The organism is Bacillus sp. V26 (assembly GCF_034296245.1).
GTDB lineage: Bacteria > Bacillota > Bacilli > Bacillales > Bacillaceae > Bacillus > Bacillus halotolerans.
Genome location: NZ_JAXKQF010000001.1, coordinates 874766 through 895057, shown reverse-complemented (window position 1 = coordinate 895057; position 20292 = coordinate 874766). Strand labels below are relative to the sequence as shown.

Genomic DNA, 20292 nt, shown 5'->3' with positions numbered 1-20292 from the left:
ATGGCGGCAAAAGCAGATGAATATATATCTTCTGAAGGAGTTGAGCGGGATGAGCACACTTCAGGAGAAGGTGAGGCGCTATCAGCAAAACACCATTTCAGAGCTGAAAGATAGGCAAAATGATGACGGTTCTTGGACATTTTGCTTTGAAGGGCCAATCATGACGAATTCTTTTTTTATTCTGCTCCTCACCTCACTTGATGAAGGTGAAAACGAAAAAGAACTCATTTCGGCGCTTGCAGCCGGCATTCGCGAAAATCAGCAGCCAGACGGAACGTTTAACAATTTTCCTGACGAAACAGGCGGCAATATAACAGCTACCGTCCAAGGATATGTCGGAATGCTGGCTTCAGGATGCTACCATCGAACTGATCCGCACATGAAAAAAGCTGAACAATTCATTGCATCACATGGCGGCTTGAGAAATATTCATTTTATGACAAAATGGATGCTTGCAGCAAATGGCCTTTACCCTTGGCCCGCTTTATATTTGCCATTGTCGCTTTTAGCAATTCCCCCAACATTCCCGGTTCATTTTTATCAGTTCAGCACATATGCCCGTATACACTTTACCCCAATGGCCGTAACACTCAATCAGCGATTCCCACTAAAAAACCGCAAAATTCAATCTCTCCGCCACCTCGACCCGCACATGACAAAAAATCCTTTGACTTGGCTCCGTTCCGATGCTTTCGAGGAGAGAGACCTCTCTTCTGTTCTGACTCATTGGAAGCGCATTTTTCGTGCACCCTTTGCTCTTCAGGAGCTGGGCTTACACACAGCTAAAACGTATATGCTTGACCGGATTGAAGAAGACGGCACACTGTACAGTTATGCAAGCGCCACAATATTTATGGTATACAGCCTTCTGTCACTTGGTGTGTCACGCCATTCACCGGTTATCCGAAGGGCAATAAATGGCATCAAAGCATTGGTGACTGAATGCGGCGGCATTCCTTATTTAGAAAATTCCACATCCACTGTTTGGGATACTGCATTAATCACTTATGCGCTTCAGCAAAACGGCGTTGCCGAAACAGACGGTACAATTACAAAAGCCGCTTCTTTTTTACAAAAGCGGCAGCATACCAAGATAGCAGATTGGTCTGTCAAAAATCCAAATGTATCTCCAGGAGGCTGGGGATTTTCAAATATCAACACGAATAACCCTGATTGTGACGACACCGCAGCCGTCTTAAAAGCAATTCCCCGCAACTTCTCTCCTTCTTCTTGGGAGCGAGGTGTGGCTTGGCTTTTATCGATGCAGAACAATGATGGAGGGTTTTCCGCCTTTGAAAAAAATGTGAACCACCCTCTTATCCGCCACCTCCCGCTTGAATCCGCCGAGGATGCGGCTGTTGATCCCTCAACCGCCGACCTCACCGGGCGTGTGCTGCACTTTTTAGGTGAAAAAGCTGGCTTTTCAGTAAAACATCACCACATTCAGCGTGCTGTGAACTGGCTTTTTGAAAACCAGGAACATAATGGATCTTGGTACGGACGATGGGGTGTTTGCTACATTTATGGCACATGGGCTGCCTTGACCGGTATGCACGCCTGCGGAGTTGTTCGAACACATTCTTCGATACAAAAGGCAATCAGGTGGCTCAAAACCGTACAAAATGATGACGGCAGCTGGGGTGAATCCTGCAAAAGCGCGGAGGTCAAAACCTATGTGCCGCTTAAAGAAGGAACCATTATACAAACTGCATGGGCTTTAGATGCTTTATTGCAATATGAAAAACCCAGTCATCCAGCAATTGTGAAAGGAATGAACTACCTCATGGACAGCAGTTCTCATGACGGTAGAAGCTTGACTTATCCAGTGGGAATCGGGCTGCCAAAGCAATTTTATATTCGGTACCATAGTTACCCTTATGTGTTCCCTTTGCTGGCTGTCAGCAAGTATTTGAATTCTATTGAAAAGGAGACAGCAAATGAAACGTGAATCTTATCAAACCGAGATGTTCAATTGGTGTGAAGCCTTAAAAGATCAGATTCAAAAACGAGGACAGCTTGATCAATTTGAGGATCAAATCGAAAAGATGATTGAAGCGCTGGAGGATGACCAGACGACAGAAGAAGAGTGGTATCAGCAGGCCGCCACACTCTATCGTGATATTACACAATCAGAAGAAACAGGTGAAAGACGTGCCTTCGTTCCTATAGGAAAACATGTTCTCCCAAAGCTTCCGTACAAGTACTCCGCTTTAGAACCTTATATTTCTCGTGATATTATGGTGCTTCATCATACAAAGCATCATCAAAGCTATGTTGACGGACTGAATAAAGCAGAATTGGAGCTTAAGAATGCCAGAGCTTCAAAGAACTATGACTTGATCACTCATTGGGAAAGAGAGCTGGCATTTCATGGAGCTGGCCATTATTTGCACAGTATTTTTTGGTTTTCTATGCATCCAAACGGAAAAAGACGTCCTACTGGAGCATTGTTTCAAATGATCGATCTTTCATTTGGAAGCTATTCGGCCTTTAAGGAGCATTTTACCCAAGCTGCAAAAAAAGTGGAGGGTGTCGGGTGGGCCATTCTTGTCTGGTCCCCTCGTTCCGGACGGCTTGAGATTTTAGCCGCAGAGAAGCACCAGCACTTCAGCCAGTGGGATGTTATCCCTCTTTTGCCGCTTGATGTATGGGAACATGCTTACTATTTGCAATATAAAAATGACCGCGGGAGCTATGTTGATCATTGGTGGAATGTAGTCGATTGGCGTGAAGCCGAAAAACGTTTTGAACAGGCAAAAGAAGTTGTATGGAAACTCTATTAAAAAAGCCCCCTTTTCCAGGGGGCTTCATTTTTTAAAAAACACCTAATACATGTAAAAATACAATAATGATTGCAACAGGTGAAAGATAACGTATTAGCAGAAGCCAAACCGCAAACCACTTTCGCTTGAGGTTTGAGCCGCTTTTCAGCTCGTTAAACAAATCCTCTTTCGGTATTTTTAACGGTACAAAGATAGAAATCAATAACGCTCCTAACGGCATTAAAATATTGCTGACCAGAAAATCAGCTGCGTCAAAAATAGACATGTGAAAAATGGTAACATCACTTAAAACCCCGTATGATAACGCAGACGGTACGCCGACCAGAAAGATAGCAATCCCGCCGATCCAGGCAAATCGTTTTCTTTTACTAACATCGCCTTTAGAAAGCACAGCGACCAAAATTTCAAGCATTGAAAAGGCAGAGGTCAGTGCCGCAAATAAAAATAGAATTAAAAATGCTAATAAAAAGACAATTCCGAACGGCATTTGATTAAATACAGTCGGCAGCACATTAAATAACAGAACAGGCCCTTGATCCGGTTTGAGACCGAATGAAAAAACAGCTGGAAAGATCGCGATGCCCGCCATAATGGCGACAAGGACATTCAAAACCGTAACAGATACAGCAGACTGCACCAGATTTTCTTGTTTCTCTAGATAAGCACTATACGTTACCATTACAGATACACCGACACTTAATAAGAAGAAGGACTGGCCCATCGCATATAATATCGTATTGGCGTCAATCGCAGAGATATCAGGTGTCAGGAAAAACTTAATACCTTCTATCGCTCCATGAAGTGTAACTGAACGCACCATTAAAATGATAAATAATATAAAAAGCGCCGGCATTAAAATTTGGCTTGCTTTTTCAATTCCGCTGCTTACACCTTTTGCGACAACTAAAATTGTGACCAGCATAAACAGCAGCTGGCCTCCTACAGCCAAATAAGGATTTGAAATAGTATTCGCAAACAGCGTATCAAATCCTGACGTATGCGATAAACCGCCGGTAAAGCCTTTAAAAATGTAATTTAAAATCCATCCGCCGACGACGCTGTAGAATGATAACAGAATAAAGCACGTCGCCATGCCCAAATAGCCTATCCAATGCCACTTAGACCCTGGAGCAAGAGATTTATAGGATTGGACGGCATCTTGCTGTGTTTTTCTGCCTATGATGAATTCACCGAGCAATAATGGCAGTCCGATTAAAATTGTAAATAAAATAAAAATAAATAAAAACGCGCCTCCTCCGCTGGTGCCTGCTACATATGGGAATTTCCATATTGCACCGAGACCGATAGCCGATCCAGCCGCAGCTAAAATAAAGCCCAGCTTCGAAGACCATTGATTAGCTTCCTTCACCCTATCACTCCTATTTTCCAAAACACTTTAAAGGTTCATTGTAAGAATATCTACCTATATAGTCAAGAATATTTTGATTAGTTTACATAATATATTTATCATCTATCTTCATGAATATATCAGAATACAGTCAATCTATCAATATTGAATTATTCAGAAAATTAATTATAATAGGGGAATACCAAAAAATCTGTAAGGATTTCTGCTGGAGTTCTTGATCAGTGTATGAGGAGTGTTTTTATGGAAAACATCAGAAAGATAAGTCATTTCGCGGGACAAACCTTCGGAATCTGGGTCATTGTTTTTGCCGTGCTCGGATTTTCTTTCCCGTCATTATTTTCTTGGATCAGTTCTTATATTACGATTTTTCTTGGCATTATTATGTTTGGAATGGGGCTAACACTGCAAACCGATGATTTTAAAGAGCTGATCAGAAAACCTTTGTACGTCATTATCGGCGTGATTGCCCAATATACGATTATGCCGCTTGTTGCTTTCGGCTTAGCATATGGCCTGCATCTCCCCTCGGAAATCGCGGTAGGCGTTATTCTCGTTGGCTGCTGTCCCGGTGGAACTGCCTCTAATGTCATGACATTTTTAGCAAAAGGCAATACGGCCCTGTCTGTTGCTGTCACAACAATTTCCACCCTGTTGGCACCTGTTTTGACGCCGGTTTTGATTATGCTGTTTGCCAAGGAATGGCTGCCTGTCTCACCTGGCTCGTTATTTATTTCGATTTTGCAGGCTGTATTGATTCCAATCATTGCAGGCCTAGTCGTCAAAATATTTTTCAAAAAACAGGTCGCAAAAGCCGTTCATGCCCTGCCGCTTGTTTCAGTCATCGGTATCGTTGCCATTGTGTCAGCTGTTGTAAGCGGCAACCGGGAAAACCTGCTTCAATCAGGTTTGCTTATTTTTTCAGTAGTTATCCTGCACAACGGGTTTGGATATTTACTGGGATTTCTTTGTGCAAAGCTGTTAAAAATGGATTATGCGTCTCAAAAAGCAATTGCAATCGAAGTCGGCATGCAAAACTCAGGGCTTGGCGCAGCACTTGCCACGGCACATTTTTCACCGCTGTCTGCCGTTCCGAGCGCGATTTTCAGTGTATGGCACAACCTTTCGGGCTCCCTGCTCGCTACATATTGGTCTAAAAAAGGTAAGAATCCAAAAGAAGATTCAAACAGCACAGAACTGTCTCTTTAACATTCTATTGTATATAAAAAGGTACATCACGTTTATCCGTGATGTACCTTTTTTGTTTTATCCCTCTAACAAAAGCTGTTCAGGATCTTCTAGTAAGTTTTTAATTGTGACAAGGAATCCAACTGCTTCTTTACCATCTACGATCCGGTGATCATAAGATAATGCAATATACATCATCGGACGGTTTTCGAAACGCTCTTCATCAATTGCGACAGGGCGCAGCTGAATCTTATGCATACCCAGGATACCAACTTGAGGGCTGTTTAAAATCGGTGTCGACATGAGTGAACCGAAAGTCCCTCCGTTTGTAATTGTAAATGAGCCTCCTTGCAGCTCACCAAGGGTCAATTTATTGCTTCTCGCTTTTTTCGCAAGCTCGCCGATTTCTTTTTCAATGCCTGCAAATGTCAGACGGTCCGCATCCCGTACAACTGGAACGACAAGTCCTTCTTCAGCTGCAACAGCGATTCCGATATCATAGAATTTCTTAACAATCAGCTCATCGCCTTGAATTTCTGCATTCAAGAGCGGATATTTTTTCAATGCCGCTACAACAGCTTTTGTAAAGAAAGACATAAAGCCCAGCTTCACTTCATTTTGCTCAAAGAATTGGTCTTTGCGACGTTTTCTGAGATTCATAACAGCCGTCATGTCAACTTCATTAAATGTAGTCAGCATCGCAGATGTTTGCTGAACTTCGACTAGACGTTTTGCAATCGTCTGTCTGCGGCGTGACATTTTTTGCACTTCAACAGGCTTTTCAAAGCTTTGCTGTGTTTTTTGAGCCTGCGGCTGTTGTTTTTGCTGCTGAGGAGCTGGTTTCGCCGCTGGTTTTTCATACGCCTCAACATCCTGTTTGCGCACTCTTCCAAGCGGGTCGCCAGTCGGAACCTGAGACAGGTCAATCCCTTTCTCTCTCGCCAGCTTACGGGCAGAAGGAGATGCAATTGTTCTTGATTTTGCTTCCGTTTGCGCTTCCTGGCTCACTTCTTGCGCCGCTGGTTCAGCTTGCTTTTCTTCTTTTTCACTTTCTTTGCTTTCAGCCTTCTCTGAAGGAGCAGGGGCAGAACTTTCACCCGCGCCTTCTGTAATGGTACCGATAATTTCTCCAACTTGGACGGTATCACCCGAATCTTTCAATACCTCTTGAAGAACACCCGATTCTTCTGCTGTCAATTCTACATTTACTTTATCCGTTTCAAGTTCAAGCAGATATTCCCCCTGTTCTACATAATCACCGGGCTGCTTTAACCATTGGGCTATTGTTCCTTCTGAGATTGATTCTGCTAATTCAGGTACCTTAATTTCCGCCATTTTTTCATTTCCCCCTTAGTTTTTGCGAGTCAAGCTATCAGATACAATACGTTCTTGTTCTTTTTTATGAACTGTCGGATCTCCCTCTGCAGGACTGGATCGTCTTCTTCGTCCAATATATTGAACGCTTACTCCTTCTGGTGCAAGTTCTGTCAAATAAGGGCTGATGTAGCTCCAAGCCCCCATGTTCTGCGGCTCTTCCTGAACCCAAACGATTTCTTTTAGGTTCGGAAGCTTTGCAAATAATTCTTTGACTCCTTTTGCAGGGAATGGATACAGCTGTTCAATTCTCGCAATGTGAAGCCACTCTTTCCCGTCTTCTAACTTGTTGAAATGATCGCTGATGTCTATAGATACTTTACCGCTGGATAATACGAGCCGCGTTACTTTTTCATACTCATGAGAAAGTCCTGACTGTTCGTAAACAGGCTGGAAGCGGCTTTCACTGAGCTCCTGCACTTCAGAAACGGTATTCGGATTGCGCAGAAGGCTCTTCGGCGTCATAATGACGAGCGGACGAATTTCCTCACGCAGCAGCATTTTAGCCTGTCTTCTTAATATATGAAAATATTGAGCGGCGCTTGTCAGGTTGGCAACCGTCCAGTTGTTCTCAGCAGCTAGCTGCAGGAACCGCTCGATTCTACCGCTTGAATGCTCAGGGCCCTGTCCCTCGTAACCGTGCGGGAGCAGCATCACTAATCCGGATTTTTGGCCCCATTTTGCGCGTCCAGCAGAAATAAATTGGTCAAAGTACACTTGAGCAGCATTGGCGAAATCTCCATACTGCGCTTCCCACAGGACAAGTGTTTCCGGTGAATGCACGTTATACCCGTATTCAAAGCCGAGAACCGATCCTTCAGACAGCGGGCTGTTATGAACGGCAAATGATGTATCACAATCTGACAAATGGTGCAACGGCACAAATTCTTTGCCTGTCTCACTGTCGTGAAGCACAAGGTTTCTTTGAGCAAACGTTCCGCGCTCAGAATCCTGTCCTGTTAATCGAATCGGTGTTCCGTCTTTCAGAATGGAAGCAAACGCGAGAGATTCAGCCAATGACCATTCCACTTTTCTGTCATCATCAAACGCCTTGGCCCGTCTTTCCAAAATGCGTTTTAGCTTACCGAATACATTAAACGACTCCGGCCAATTGACCAGTTCGCCATTCAGCTTGCGGAGCACATCAAAATCAATAGATGTATCTACATCCGGAAAGCCGTTTGAAACAGGTTCCGGAAGTTCTATTTCACTGGCGATATGTTCCTTTTTAGCCGGCACTTTTTGATAAGCGTCTTCTATGCGTTTCGTTACCGACTTATCAATGTTTTGAACAACTTCCTCGGTCAGCACCCCATCTTTAATGAGCTTTTCCGCGAAAATATGTTTGACAGTCGGATGCTTTCTTACAGCGTCATACAGCATCGGCTGAGTAGTTGACGGCTCATCCATTTCGTTGTGTCCGTAACGTCTGTACCCGATTAAGTCAATCAGAAAGTCCTTGTTGAATGTTTTTCGGTATTCTACCGCAAACTTAACAGCTGAAAGACAGGCTTCAGGATCGTCCGCATTTACGTGAACAATCGGTATTTCATAGCCCTTCGCCAGGTCACTGGCATAGTTTGTTGATCTTGATTCAGCGCTTTCTGTTGTGAATCCGATCATGTTATTGGCGATAATATGAATCGCACCGCCGACTTGATACCCTTTTAAAGAGCTTAAATTCAATGTTTCAGCGACAATTCCTTCCCCAGGGAATGCAGCGTCTCCATGAATTAAAATCGCAAGTGATTTTGTTTCATCCTGAACCGGGTATCCGCTTTGTGTTCTTGTTTCCTGCGCCGCTCTTGTGCTGCCTTCAACGATCGGGTTGATAAATTCCAAGTGGCTCGGGTTATTCGCAAGCGTAATACGCGCCGACTTCGTTTCAGCGTCTTGAAGCTCGCGGTTCGCTCCCAGGTGATACTTGACATCCCCCGTCCATCCGTAGCTGATGCCGATAGATCCTTCAGACGGGACTAAATCTTTGTTCGGCGCATGCTGGAACTCTGAGAATATGATTTCATACGGTTTGCCCAGCACATGTGCCAGCACATTCAGGCGGCCCCTGTGCGCCATACCGATGTTAACGCTCGTTGTACCTGATTTGACAGATTGTGCGATAATGTCATCAAGCACTGGAACAAGAGCGTCCAGACCCTCAATTGAAAAACGCTTCTGCCCGACGAAGGTCCGGTGTAAAAATTGCTCGAATCCCTCTACTTCCGTCAGTCTTTCCAGCACAGCTGACAGCTTTTCGGCTGAGTTCTTTTGGAACAATTCACCGGATTCAATCTTTTGAGTCAGCCACTCTCGCTCTTTAAAGTCGTGTACATGATCAAATTCAAATGAGATGGTTCTTTTATACGTATTTCGTAAATACTGAATGGCTTCTAAACCGTTCGTAATGTTTGTAGGAGCGTCTTTACAAATGACCGACGCAGGTATTTCTTTTATTTCCTCTTCTGTTAGCCCGTAATCGGATAGTGGAAAGAGCTCGCTCTTTTTCCCATCCTTTCTGAGCGGATTGACGGAAGCGTTCAAATGGCCATAGGTTCGTATATCTTCTGCAAGTCTGATTGCTGATGCGATCTTTTGTATCAGATCGGCTGTAACACGTCCCTTTTCTTTTGTTCCCGATGCCTCTTTTATATCGCTTGGAGGAGCTCCGAGTTCGTCGAACATTTCCTTCAGATCCGGATCAATGCTGTTCGGATCCTGGGTGTACTGATCGTAAAGCTCCAGTGCATAGCCGAGGTTCGGACCGTAAAAATCTTCCCAATTCATTCGTTGTTTCATATTATTTTGAAACATTTGAATATTACCCCCAACCTAGATAATCAAGTGATTTATTCACTATCTTAAAATAACTTTCGAACGCTGTGTCCAAAATTATGTAATAAAAACGCTTCCAATGATATTTTACCACTGTTTGCAATTTGATTCTACCTTGATTGTTCACAAAATAGTAAAAAACCTTTATAAAAAACAAAAAATTTAATCATTTAAAAAAAGAAACGCCAAAAAGCATAGAATAAAGGGTTATCCTATGCTTTTATGGAGCAGTTTTTTAAGAAGCGGATACAGTACATCCGGAAGCTGATCGACATCCGGGACAAATATACTGAACTTTCCGTACATATCCTGTATCGTTTTCATTTGTGATTCTTCAATTTCCGTGTTGGAGAGAAAAACATTTATGACTTCTATTCCTCTTTTTCGAGCTTCGATAACCGCTTCACTTGTATCGACAATTCCATTTTGCTCATAACCAAATGCGGCCGGCTCTCCGTCAGAGAACACGATTAAGAATTTTTGCGCCTCGCTCCGCTGCAGCATTTTTTTCGTCATTTGCCTGATCGCATAGCCGTCACGGTTGTCTTCCTCAGGTTCAAGCTGCATTATCGCCGGTCCCGCCGCCTGTCTTAAGGATGACTGAAATGGAATTACCGTATTAAAATAATTCGGCTGACTCGTTTCGGTCGCATCGTTTGTATCCTCCCAGAAACCGACAATTTGATGCGGGACTGCTACCGACTTCAGGGCTTCGTGAAACAATACGATTCCCCTCTTCGTTTCATCCATTTTGTCGAACATGCTTGCTGAACAGTCGACCAGCAATGTGAAAACAGCGTCAATTTCTGAAGAAGGCTCTTGTTTTTTGTAAAAAAGACGCGGATTCCGCTCCGTAAAATAACGGAGAAGTTTGTTGTTCAGACGGCCCGCGTGAAGATCAGTCCTTGGCAGCGTTTTTTTGTGTTCAAGCGTTTTTTGAATCATCTGTTTCAAACGCTTCTGATACGATTCGATCGATTTTGCCTGCTGTTTATAAGAAAGCTCTTCATCTTGTGTTGCAGGCTGCGGTTCTTTATAAATCGCAAACGCGAATTTATTTTCCTTTCCGTCGGCAAGACCCGCGCCGTTCGGCTGGTCTTTTTTGGACTCCAGCGCTTCCAGTTTGGAATAGTCTTTTCGTTTTGTCTGTCTGGCTGAACCTTGAACAGAGCCGAGGGCCTGGTCTCCATCGTCCCCTTCACGAGAAGCATCTTTTCCTAAATCGGATTTTGCGCCGTGTTCAATATCAAATTGAAGGAAGCTTTTAGACGGTGCTTCTGTTTCACGGTGCCAAGTCGGCATTTCTTCATCGTGAATATCTTCATCGCCGTCTGACTTTTTCGGAAGCGTTATGTCATCGCTCAGCTTCGGCGCTTTTTTCTCTTCTTCAAATAACGGCTGCTCTGCAGCTTTTGCATAATCTAACTCAGGCAAAAAGAAGTAGGTATTCAGCATGTCTTTATCAAGCACCTCTTCAAGTCCGTCCATGATATCTTCGACAATTTTCAGAACGTGATGTGTAGAATCAGCTTCATACACGCGCAAGAGCTGCTGTTCGATAAACGGACGCATCAGATCAATATCATCACGCATAGACGGGATGGCTTCCAGAGGCGATTCCGCCGTCAGCTTGACATACATGGCGCAAAAGAGCGCATCCGTAAAAATGCTTCGTTCTAAATTTAAAGTCAGCTGCGTGGAGAAATGTTTTCTGTACATGTCTTTTCGTTTTGCAAATACATGCTTTGTACCAGGACGCTCGTGTTTGATACATTCTTCAATTCTGATGTCCTCAAGCAGCATAAACAGCTGTTTGGCAAAGCTTTTGTACGTAAGATTGTGCTGGATATAATCCAAAAGGCTCGCAAACTCTTGCAGCGAGCTGTATTTTGTTCCGACCGATCGAAGGTAGACATCGCTTTTGAGACCTGCTTCCATATCTTCAGCTGCTCTGTCCTTCCAAAAGTGGCTCATGTAGATTTTTTTTTCAAATGGGTTGTAGTAGGACTGAACGCCATACTCCACTTCCACTGCCTCACTTTTGGTGAGCGTTTTGGCCAAATCGGTCAGCATCATAAATAAAAACGAGTCAATTGTGCTGTCATTAAATTTGATAAATTTCATCGCACATCCCTCATTCAAACAGAGTTTCTGCGATATTTCGGACCGCCGCCTTTTCACGGTCATCGTCAAGCTTCTCTACAATTCCCCGTTCGATGGCACGTAGCGGCGGAATATAAGCGGCTAAATCACACGTATCAATTAAAGCTCTGATGGATGCCGCTTCTTCAGACACCTGCCCGTTATTGGCCTGAACGATCAGATCAGAAGACAGGGTGATAAACCGGTCAATCAATTTCTCATCATGAAGGGCAGACTGAGACATGAGTACTTGTTTCAGCAGCTCGCCTTTAATATAAGGCACATCAATAATGACAAAACGGTTTTTAAGCGCTTCATTCAGCGGAACGGTTCCGACGTAGCCTTCATTGATGGCAGCAATGACTCCAAACCCTTCTTTTGCCCGAACGACTTCTCCTGTAAACGGATTTGTCATCATTTTTCTGTAGTCCAATACACCATTTAAGATTGGAAGGGTTTCCGGTTTTGCCATATTAATTTCATCTATATAAAGAAAGTGGCCTTCATTCATGGCCGTTGTCACAGGTCCCGAGACAAACTCGATCGTCGCCTGGCCAGATTGATTTTCAATGGTTTTATAGCCGATCAGCGCTTCAGCATCCAAATCAACTGAGCAGTTGACACTGTGCATCGGTTTATGAAAATAGCTGGACAATGTTTCTGCCAACTTAGTTTTACCTGAGCCTGTAGGTCCTTTTAACAGGATATTTTTCCCCATCGATAATGCGATAATGGCATCGAATAAAATGGCTTCATCCTCCGCCTCATAGCCTGATGTCCCGATAAGCGATTGAAATTCTGGAGAAATCGGCTGGCTTTTATATGATAAAAGCTTATTTTGTATATCTTCCGGCAATGTTAAGTGCTGCAATTGAGATGTCATAGACAGGTTTCCTTTCCTATTCGTATTCCATTAACGAGTATACTAAAAAAGCCCCTGTATGCTCAATACAAAAGGGCTCCCGCTATATTACTGTTTCTCGTTATTGCCAGAAAGCGCTCCGCAGACAATTCGCGCTCCTGAATTTCCGCTCGGATTCGTCAAATAGTCGTCAGCCTGTTCATGAATAATAAACGCGCTGCCATCCTGGTCGAGAATATTCAATTTGCTTCCTTTTTGTAAAGAGGTTTCAGGCGCATTCATAATAACATCTACTTTCCCGTCTGCGCCGACCTCAAGATTCGGAAGATCTCCGGCATGATGTCCCATCGGATTATTGAAGCCGTGTTCTTTGTTCAGCGGATTAAAGGGTCCGCCCGCGGATTCAAAATCCGGCCTGACACATGATCCTTTTTCATAAATATGAAACCCGAGTGAAGCCCCAGGTGTCAGGCTGTGTGCTGAGATGTGAAAATCGAGCCCTTCGTCTTCTGACTCTTTTATTTCAATAAACCCGACTTTTTTGCCTTCTCTATTGACCAGCTGAATCTGATGACGAAACGCTGAGGTTTCTATTACCTTTTTTTCCGGTACCCGCCGCGGATGATCGGGAGGTGTTTCTTGACTGCATCCCGCAAGACCCAGTGCCGCCAGCACGATAAGGAGCAAGAAACGATTCATGCTGTCTCCCCCTTGTTTTTTCTAACAGTCTGGTCAATCATATTCCGATATAAACTAAAAAAAGCCTTTTAAAAGGCTTTTACATTAGGGCAGCAGGACGTCTGCCCAAACGCCCCGTCTGTCTAATGTCGATGCTCAAAGTTTAAAAATAGCTTCGTGCTCCCAGGTAGCGTTGTTTCCAATACGAATTGCTGAGATTGGAAATGCCCACACCGTCGGAGCTTGCATGAATAAAATTGCCGCCGCCCAAGTAAATCCCCATGTGAGACGGTCCGGATTTATACGTCGTAAAGAAAACAAAGTCTCCGACTGACGGCTGGCTGACTTTTTGCATCACATTCCAGTACCCTGCCGTGCTCAGCCTTGAAATAGATGATACTTTATTAATGAGGTAATAAATATAGCCGCTGCAATCGAAACCGGAAGGCGTATTTCCGCCCCAGCGATATGGAACACCGACATATCTTTTTGCCTCTGTTATCATTCTGTCAATCTTTGTTCCAATTTGAACGTTTGATCCTGGTTTGTCTTTCGGGACTGTCTTATTGGAATTATTTGATTTAGTCGTTCCTGAAATCGTGAGAACCTGCCCGATTCGCAGAACATCACTAGACAAATTGTTCTTATCACGGATACTTTGCACAGTGACGCCAAGCTGATTCGCAATCTTCCATAACGAATCACCCGATTTCACTTTGTATGTAGTTGTTTTTGAAGAATTTGAGTTTGACGGCTTTTTGGAACCGCCGCTACCGCTATTGGATGAGCTGCTTTTTTTTATTTTTAATACTTGCTTAGGGTAAAGCGTATCTGATGTTAAGCCGTTTAAGGTTTTCAATTCGGCCACCGTCATATTTAGACTGTTTGCGATTTTCCACAGAGAATCACCAAGCTTTACAGTATATGTACTTTTTGATGAGCCTGCAGAATTTGAACCGTTGCTTTTTTTCTGCCCATTCGAACCATTTGAACTGCTTGTCCCTTTAATTTTCAGTTTTTGGCCGGGACGAATCAAATCACTGCTCAGGCTGTTTAAGCTTTTAAGCTCTGAAACACTCATTTTATGATTTTTGGCAATCATCCATAAGGAATCACCATATGCTACGGTGTATGTTGACGTTTTGCTTGAGTTTGATGAGGATGTTTTGCTTTTTTTGCTGCTTTCAGGAACTTTAAGGCTTTGGCCGACATAAAGCATTGACGATTTCAATTTGTTTTCGGATTTCAGTGCTGAAATACTCGTATGATACTGGCGCGAAAGTTTCCAAAGAGAGTCACCGCTTTTCACCTTTATCGATTTTGCGTCCGCGGGTGCTGCTGCCATCGATGACCCAACAACTGCGGAAACAGCCAAGCCGGCTACGATCTTCTTTTTCATTCATTTAACCTCCTAAACTTTTTATGAGACAAACAGAAATAATTAGTATTCTGTTTCCAAAAATGGCACACATACGTTTTATCGTCACTTTTTTAGCGTTATAAACAAATTTTTTATAGATCCGGCAGCAAATTCAGCTTCGTTCGACCTTAAACCTCTAGATAAACACCTAATACTTTACATAATTTGTATAGGTTTATCGAAAGTCTAAGGAACTATTTAAGCAGGGGTAAAATGATTGGTTTATGCTGATGAAAGAAGCAGATTTTCCTCCTTTCCTGTCTGTTTTTCTTTCAATTCTCTATCAAAGTGTCAAATCCCTTCTTCTGACTGCAACTCTCCCCAGCTTTCCGAAACAGTTAAAAGCCTGTCCATTTCAAATAAACAGGCTGTATACACTATGCATTAGCTGATTGAGTATTGTGTTTAACATATTCAAGAATGCTGTCGGCAGCTTTTTCAGCACCGCCTGCTGCTTTCAGTGACTGACCAATTGCTTTTGCTTTCTCAGCATAAACAGGATTGCTGATCACTTCTTGAATGGTTTCTTTCAGAAGGTTTTCAGACAGCTGTTCTTTTTTCAGCACTTTCCCCGCACCTACTTGTTCCACCTGTTTTCCGACAGCAAATTGATCAGCTCCCATCGGAATGACAATGAGCGGTGTTTCAAAATACAAGCCTTCGCTTGTGCTGTTCATTCCGCCGTGGGTGACAAACAAACTGGCTCTTTTCAGGATTTCAAGCTGCGGCACATACGGGCGCACAATAAAATTGTGAGGAATATCGTTTAACTCACTTTGTTTAACATGTTTCCCAATGGACAGCACAACTTTTCCGTCAAAGTCTTTGCACACCTCGAGACATTGGTTGAAAAACTCTTTTTGATTATTAAAAATGGTTCCCATAGAAATAAACAGCACGTTTTCATTGTCAATCTGATCCAATGGAAATTCATTGCTTTTGGCTCTTTTTGCAATAGAAGGACCAACAAAAACATAATGTTCTCCGAATTGCTCAGCCATTGGCTGAAATTCTCTTGACGTAAAGACAATCGTCAAATCTCCATCGGACGAAAAAACGTCAAACGGCTTGGTAATTCCCGCTTGAAACTCTGCATTTAAGGTTTCTGCGAGCTGCTGATAGGATTCGTAATAAGGTGAGTCTTCAAATGGTCTGCTATTGAAGGTGTCCATCATTTCCTTTAAAAAATCCTCATTCATCGCAAAGGTCGTACATAATGAAAATCTCGGCAGCTTCAGCAGATTGGCAATGATTTTACCGGTCAGGAAATGGTGATCATATATGACATAATCATATGATTCGTTTTTCACTTCATTATAAATATGGGTGGCGATGTCCTTACACCCTTTCAAAAAGGCGCATATCATTTCGGCAAAATCTCTTTCCTCATTACCAGTTGCGTTTTTTCCGAAATATTCTTCTCTAAAATCGTTATATTCACGAAATTCAATATCAAGCGCGGTGATTTTTTCTTCATATTCCTTTACTGCATAGTAAGTAATGTTTTCTCCTCGTGATTTCAGCTCCTTCATTACACCGATAGACGGATTAATATGGCCCTCTCCCGGAAAACCGATCATTAATACATTAGCCATGCGGCACACCCTTCCATTAAAATTTATGTAATATTTTATACAGTACTATAAATACAAAATCAGGTAAAGTATTTAACTTTATTAATATTAATCCGATATAACTTTTATACTAGGTTACATTTCCCGACTTTCTATTTTTAAGAAAAAAAGCATTCAGTATGGCATGAATGCTTTAAAAAAAGAGTTCTATTCCAGTCATTTTGTCTCATGAGACGAAAGCTGTTCGGGTCCTTTTGTTTATTTTTATGTTCTCGGTGAGATGAGCGGATATAACACACCATCCTTCGCAAATGACATCTTGCCTGTTTCCTCAGAAACAACCAGCACAAGCGCATCTGTATATCCAGACATCCCCAAAGCCGCCCGGTGCCTGGTTCCCAGATGAATATCCACTTCTTGTGTCGTCAGCGGGAGAACGTTTCCGGCTGAGACGAGTGTATGATCCCTCACTAATAAAGCGCCGTCATGAAGAGGGTTTCCCGGGAAAAAGATGCTTTCAATTAATGAAGCACTGATTTCTGCATGCAGCGATGTTCCTTTTTGAATAAATTTGTCAACCGGGTCTGCCCTTTCAATGACAATTAATGCGCCATGCTTATTTTCCGATAAATTTTTAATCGCCTTGGCCAGTTCCACAAATGACGGTGTAAATTGTTCAATGTATGATTGCAAATAAAAGGATGAGGCAATGCCGTGCATATTCTGAAAAATACGTCCCAAGTCATCCAATTCACAAAGGAGGCATTGATCTTTTTCGTGTAACGTTTTCAAAATAAGAGAAGCATCCCCTAGTATCTGTTCTAAATGCGATTGTATCTTTGCCGTGAATACACTTTCTGTCATCTGTTCGTAATGCATGGGCCTTCATCTCCTTTTCATATTTTCAACTTTGCACGCATGCTTATCTTATTGATGTACATTCTATTGGTAAAGGAGGTATGTAAAGAATGGAAATGGAAAGAATCATTCAATATATCTGCACCTTTTTAGGCGTTATTTCGCTTTCTTTTATTTATGCCCAAATGTTTAGAAAAACGAAACCGACAAAAAAAGAATAGGCCAGGCGTTCATTGCTTTTTATACATAAAATGTTATAATTTCTCTCGTTATGATAAAGAAACGGGGATCAATGTATGAAAGAAACCAAAAACGCCGGACAAAAGATAAAACAGCTTTTGCACATTTTAATTCCGATTTTAATTACTCAGGCGGGGCTTTCTCTCATGACCTTTTTAGATACGGTGATGTCAGGGAAAGTCAGCGCCGCCGATTTAGCCGGTGTGGCCATTGGATCAAGTCTTTGGACGCCTGTCTATACTGGACTGGCAGGTATATTAATGGCTGTCACCCCGATTGTCGCGCAGCTATTAGGCGCTGATAAAACCAAACAAATTCCCTTTACTGTCTTACAGGCTGTATATGTGGCCGCGCTTCTAAGCATTGCCGTTTTAGCGGTTGGATATGGAATAGTTGATCCTGTTCTGTCCCGATTGAACCTTGAGGCTCACGTATATGACATTGCTAAGCACTTTTTAGGGTTTTTATCTTTGGGGATTTTTCCTTTATTTGTTTACACCGTTTTGAGATCGTTCATTGACTCATTAGGAAAAACACGAGTGACCATGATGATTACGCTATGTTCACTGCCGATTAATTTTGTGTTAAACTACGTATTTATTTTCGGAAAATTCGGCATGCCTGCCCTTGGCGGAGTCGGCGCCGGAATTGCATCAGCGCTTACGTATTGGTGCATCTGTATCATCAGTTTTATCATCATTCATAAAGCAGCACCGTTTTCTGAATATGGCATTTTCCTTACCATGTATAAGTTCTCTTGGGAAGCGTGCAAAAATATGCTGAAAATCGGACTGCCCATCGGGTTTGCCGTGTTTTTTGAAACGAGCATCTTCGCGGCTGTCACTTTGCTGATGAGCCATTTCAATACAGTGACCATCGCGTCCCATCAGGCCGCCATGAACTTTGCGTCACTTTTATATATGCTGCCGCTCAGCGTGTCCATGGCTTTAACGATAGTTGTCGGGTTTGAGGCCGGAGCAGCTCGTTTTAAAGACGCTCGCTCTTACAGCTTTATCGGCATCATGATGGCAGTAGGCTTTTCTTTGTTAACAGCTGCCTGTATCCTTTTATTCAGAGAGCAAATCGCAGGTATGTACACCTCTGATCCGGATGTCCTCCGGCTAACGCAGCACTTTTTAATTTACGCGCTGTTTTTTCAGCTTTCCGATGCTGTGGCAGCACCTATTCAGGGCGCCCTCAGAGGATATAAAGATGTCAATTATACACTTGCAGCCGCTTTTATTTCTTATTGGGTTATCGGCCTTCCTGTCGGTTATGCGGTCGGCACGTTTACAGGACTTGGCGCGTTCGGTTATTGGATCGGGTTAATTGCAGGGCTAGCGGCAGGAGCAGTCGGGCTGTTTTTCAGGCTGGTTAAACTGCAGAAGCGTTATTTATTGAAACAGGAATTTTAAAAGAGGTGATATGACATGGCACAAAACCAGAAATTATATGAGTATCTGTCTCAGCATGCAGAAGAAATAAGTTCTACATGGTATGAAACAATCGAGGAAACTGATCCGAATTCAATCTATGCATCAACAGACCCGGCAATCATTAAAAATTTAAAGAGCCAGAATCTTGCTTTCAATTATAAGATCAGCCGTATCTTTATAGATGAAGAAGAGGTATACTTGCCCATTCTAAAAGCCTGGGCATTTGAAGTCACTCAGGATCAAGAGCATTTAAAAACGCCTATCCACTATATTATCCGTGAGTTTGTCAGAGTGAGAGACTTGTATGTTTCCTATGTGAAGGACTTTGTTCATATCAATCAGGATACCGTGAAAAGCGAAGAAGCCGAGGATTTGTATCACACTCTTATTAAGGCGTTTGATCTTGTGATTCATATTTTTATAGAAGAAATGTACAAAAACACAAGTCTTCAGCTTCAAGCCCAAAAGGATATGATCACTGAATTGAGCGCGCCGGTGATCGTGCTGTTCCACAGTGTGGGACTGCTTCCGTTAATCGGTGATATTGATACCGTCCGTGCTAAATTGATCATGGAAAATACATTGAATCAATGTGCGAAAAAAAAGGTGACGCAGCTTTACATTGACTTGTCCGGAGTAGCGGTAATTGATACCATGGTTGCCCACCAGCTGTTCAGTCTGATTGAGGCGCTGCGTTTGATCGGCGTTTCATCCACATTGTCGGGGATCCGCCCGGAAATTGCGCAAACCGCGGTTCAGCTCGGTTTGTCTTTTGAGGACATCTCACTGAGATCTACTCTTGCATCAGCGATTGCATCTGACTTGAAATTAAAAAAGGTATAAGGTCCCCTCCAGGGCCTTATACCTTCTTTTTTAATCATTCCATTGATATGTCCAATACACTTCTTCTTCAAACCATGTTGCCATAACAGGTTCATTGTTTTTCAGTTTTTCCTCAAGCTCGCGGAGCATACCTTCCGTCTGGGTGCGATGAGCTCTTAACGCGTTCATTTTAATATCTGCCACTTCTTTGATATCAAGTACGACGTCTGCTTCGCCAAGCACCTCTTCCCTATTGCGTGTAATAGCCATGCATAGTGTGCGCGGACGGTCTTCTTTCTTTTTGCGGTACAATGCCCGGATGACCGCTTCCCCGCATGCATCATGGTCAGGATGCACGCCATGTCCCGGATAAAATGTGACAATTAAGCTTGGTTTTACATCATCTATGATTTCTTCCATGATATCAGCTAAATATTCATCGTCTTCAAACTCAAGCGTTTTATCCCGAAGTCCGAGCATTCGCAAGTCATTAATATCCATTTCTTTGCAGGCGTTGATAAGCTCTTGTTTTCTTAATAATGGCAAGGTTTCCCGATTAGCAAAAAATGGATCTCCCATATTTCTGCCCATTTCGCCTAACGTAGCGCAAGCATATGTAACGGGCACACCTTTTTTTCTGTTTAAAGCAATCAGACCCGCCACACCGTATGATTCGTCGTCAGGGTGAGGCAGGATTACAAGCACGTGTTCTTTCAT

The 20292-nt window shown here is 42.9% G+C and carries 15 protein-coding genes; 5 read left to right on the top strand and 10 right to left on the bottom strand.

The genetic code is table 11. The features are described from left to right. Window positions 1-49 precede the first annotated feature (49 nt). A complete protein-coding gene (locus UJ203_RS04970; RefSeq protein WP_322008815.1) occupies window positions 50-1948 on the top strand; it encodes a prenyltransferase/squalene oxidase repeat-containing protein in 1899 nt (632 codons plus the stop codon). Then, complete coding sequence (locus UJ203_RS04965) at window positions 1938-2783, top strand: superoxide dismutase (RefSeq protein ID WP_105955027.1); 846 nt, start codon at window positions 1938-1940, stop codon at window positions 2781-2783. The genes UJ203_RS04970 and UJ203_RS04965 overlap by 11 nt, the downstream gene beginning before the upstream one ends. 31 nt (window positions 2784-2814) lie before the next feature. Here UJ203_RS04965 and UJ203_RS04960 read toward each other — a convergent pair whose 3' ends face one another. Beyond that, window positions 2815-4152, bottom strand: a complete 1338-nt coding sequence (locus UJ203_RS04960) for a sodium-dependent transporter (RefSeq protein ID WP_095713102.1) — start codon at window positions 4150-4152, stop codon at window positions 2815-2817. 240 nt (window positions 4153-4392) lie between these two features. On the opposite strand from UJ203_RS04960, the gene UJ203_RS04955 reads away from it, so the two are divergent. Further along, window positions 4393-5358 carry a bile acid:sodium symporter family protein gene (locus UJ203_RS04955; RefSeq protein WP_322008811.1) on the top strand — a complete coding sequence of 322 codons (966 nt, stop codon included), beginning with the start codon at window positions 4393-4395 and terminating at the stop codon, window positions 5356-5358. Between the two features lie 57 nt (window positions 5359-5415). Here UJ203_RS04955 and odhB read toward each other — a convergent pair whose 3' ends face one another. From odhB to cdaS, 8 genes are all read right to left on the bottom strand, one after another. Next, a complete protein-coding gene (gene odhB / locus UJ203_RS04950; protein WP_322008809.1) occupies window positions 5416-6672 on the bottom strand; it encodes a 2-oxoglutarate dehydrogenase complex dihydrolipoyllysine-residue succinyltransferase in 1257 nt (418 codons plus the stop codon). 15 nt (window positions 6673-6687) lie between these two features. Then, the gene (gene sucA, locus UJ203_RS04945) at window positions 6688-9522 is read right to left on the bottom strand and encodes a 2-oxoglutarate dehydrogenase E1 component (RefSeq protein WP_322008807.1); all 2835 of its coding nucleotides are present in this window, start codon (window positions 9520-9522) and stop codon (window positions 6688-6690) included. Window positions 9523-9750: 228 nt separating this feature from the next. Continuing rightward, window positions 9751-11667: a nitric oxide reductase activation protein NorD gene (locus UJ203_RS04940; RefSeq protein ID WP_322008805.1), complete on the bottom strand. Its 1917-nt coding sequence runs from the start codon at window positions 11665-11667 to the stop codon at window positions 9751-9753. 10 nt (window positions 11668-11677) lie between these two features. After that, window positions 11678-12568 carry a MoxR family ATPase gene (locus UJ203_RS04935; RefSeq protein WP_322008803.1) on the bottom strand — a complete coding sequence of 297 codons (891 nt, stop codon included), beginning with the start codon at window positions 12566-12568 and terminating at the stop codon, window positions 11678-11680. 87 nt (window positions 12569-12655) lie between these two features. Next, window positions 12656-13246, bottom strand: a complete 591-nt coding sequence (locus UJ203_RS04930; RefSeq protein ID WP_024121733.1) for a superoxide dismutase family protein — start codon at window positions 13244-13246, stop codon at window positions 12656-12658. Window positions 13247-13388: 142 nt separating this feature from the next. After that, entirely contained in the window at window positions 13389-14624 is a 1236-nt protein-coding gene (locus UJ203_RS04925; protein ID WP_322008801.1) for a LysM peptidoglycan-binding domain-containing protein, read from the bottom strand. 398 nt (window positions 14625-15022) lie between these two features. Next, a complete protein-coding gene (locus tag UJ203_RS04920; protein ID WP_322008799.1) occupies window positions 15023-16240 on the bottom strand; it encodes a macrolide family glycosyltransferase in 1218 nt (405 codons plus the stop codon). A gap of 243 nt (window positions 16241-16483) precedes the next feature. After that, complete coding sequence (cdaS, locus tag UJ203_RS04915) at window positions 16484-17098, bottom strand: sporulation-specific diadenylate cyclase CdaS (protein WP_105992058.1); 615 nt, start codon at window positions 17096-17098, stop codon at window positions 16484-16486. Window positions 17099-17373: 275 nt separating this feature from the next. On the opposite strand from cdaS, the gene UJ203_RS04910 reads away from it, so the two are divergent. Next, window positions 17374-18732 (top strand): MATE family efflux transporter, encoded by a 1359-nt coding sequence (locus UJ203_RS04910; RefSeq protein WP_059352489.1) that lies wholly within the window; start codon window positions 17374-17376, stop codon window positions 18730-18732. A 15-nt stretch (window positions 18733-18747) separates the two neighbouring features. Continuing rightward, entirely contained in the window at window positions 18748-19596 is an 849-nt protein-coding gene (locus UJ203_RS04905) for an STAS domain-containing protein (protein WP_199398027.1), read from the top strand. Window positions 19597-19626: 30 nt separating this feature from the next. Here UJ203_RS04905 and bshB2 read toward each other — a convergent pair whose 3' ends face one another. Continuing rightward, a complete protein-coding gene (gene bshB2, locus UJ203_RS04900; RefSeq protein ID WP_202853609.1) occupies window positions 19627-20292 on the bottom strand; it encodes a bacillithiol biosynthesis deacetylase BshB2 in 666 nt (221 codons plus the stop codon).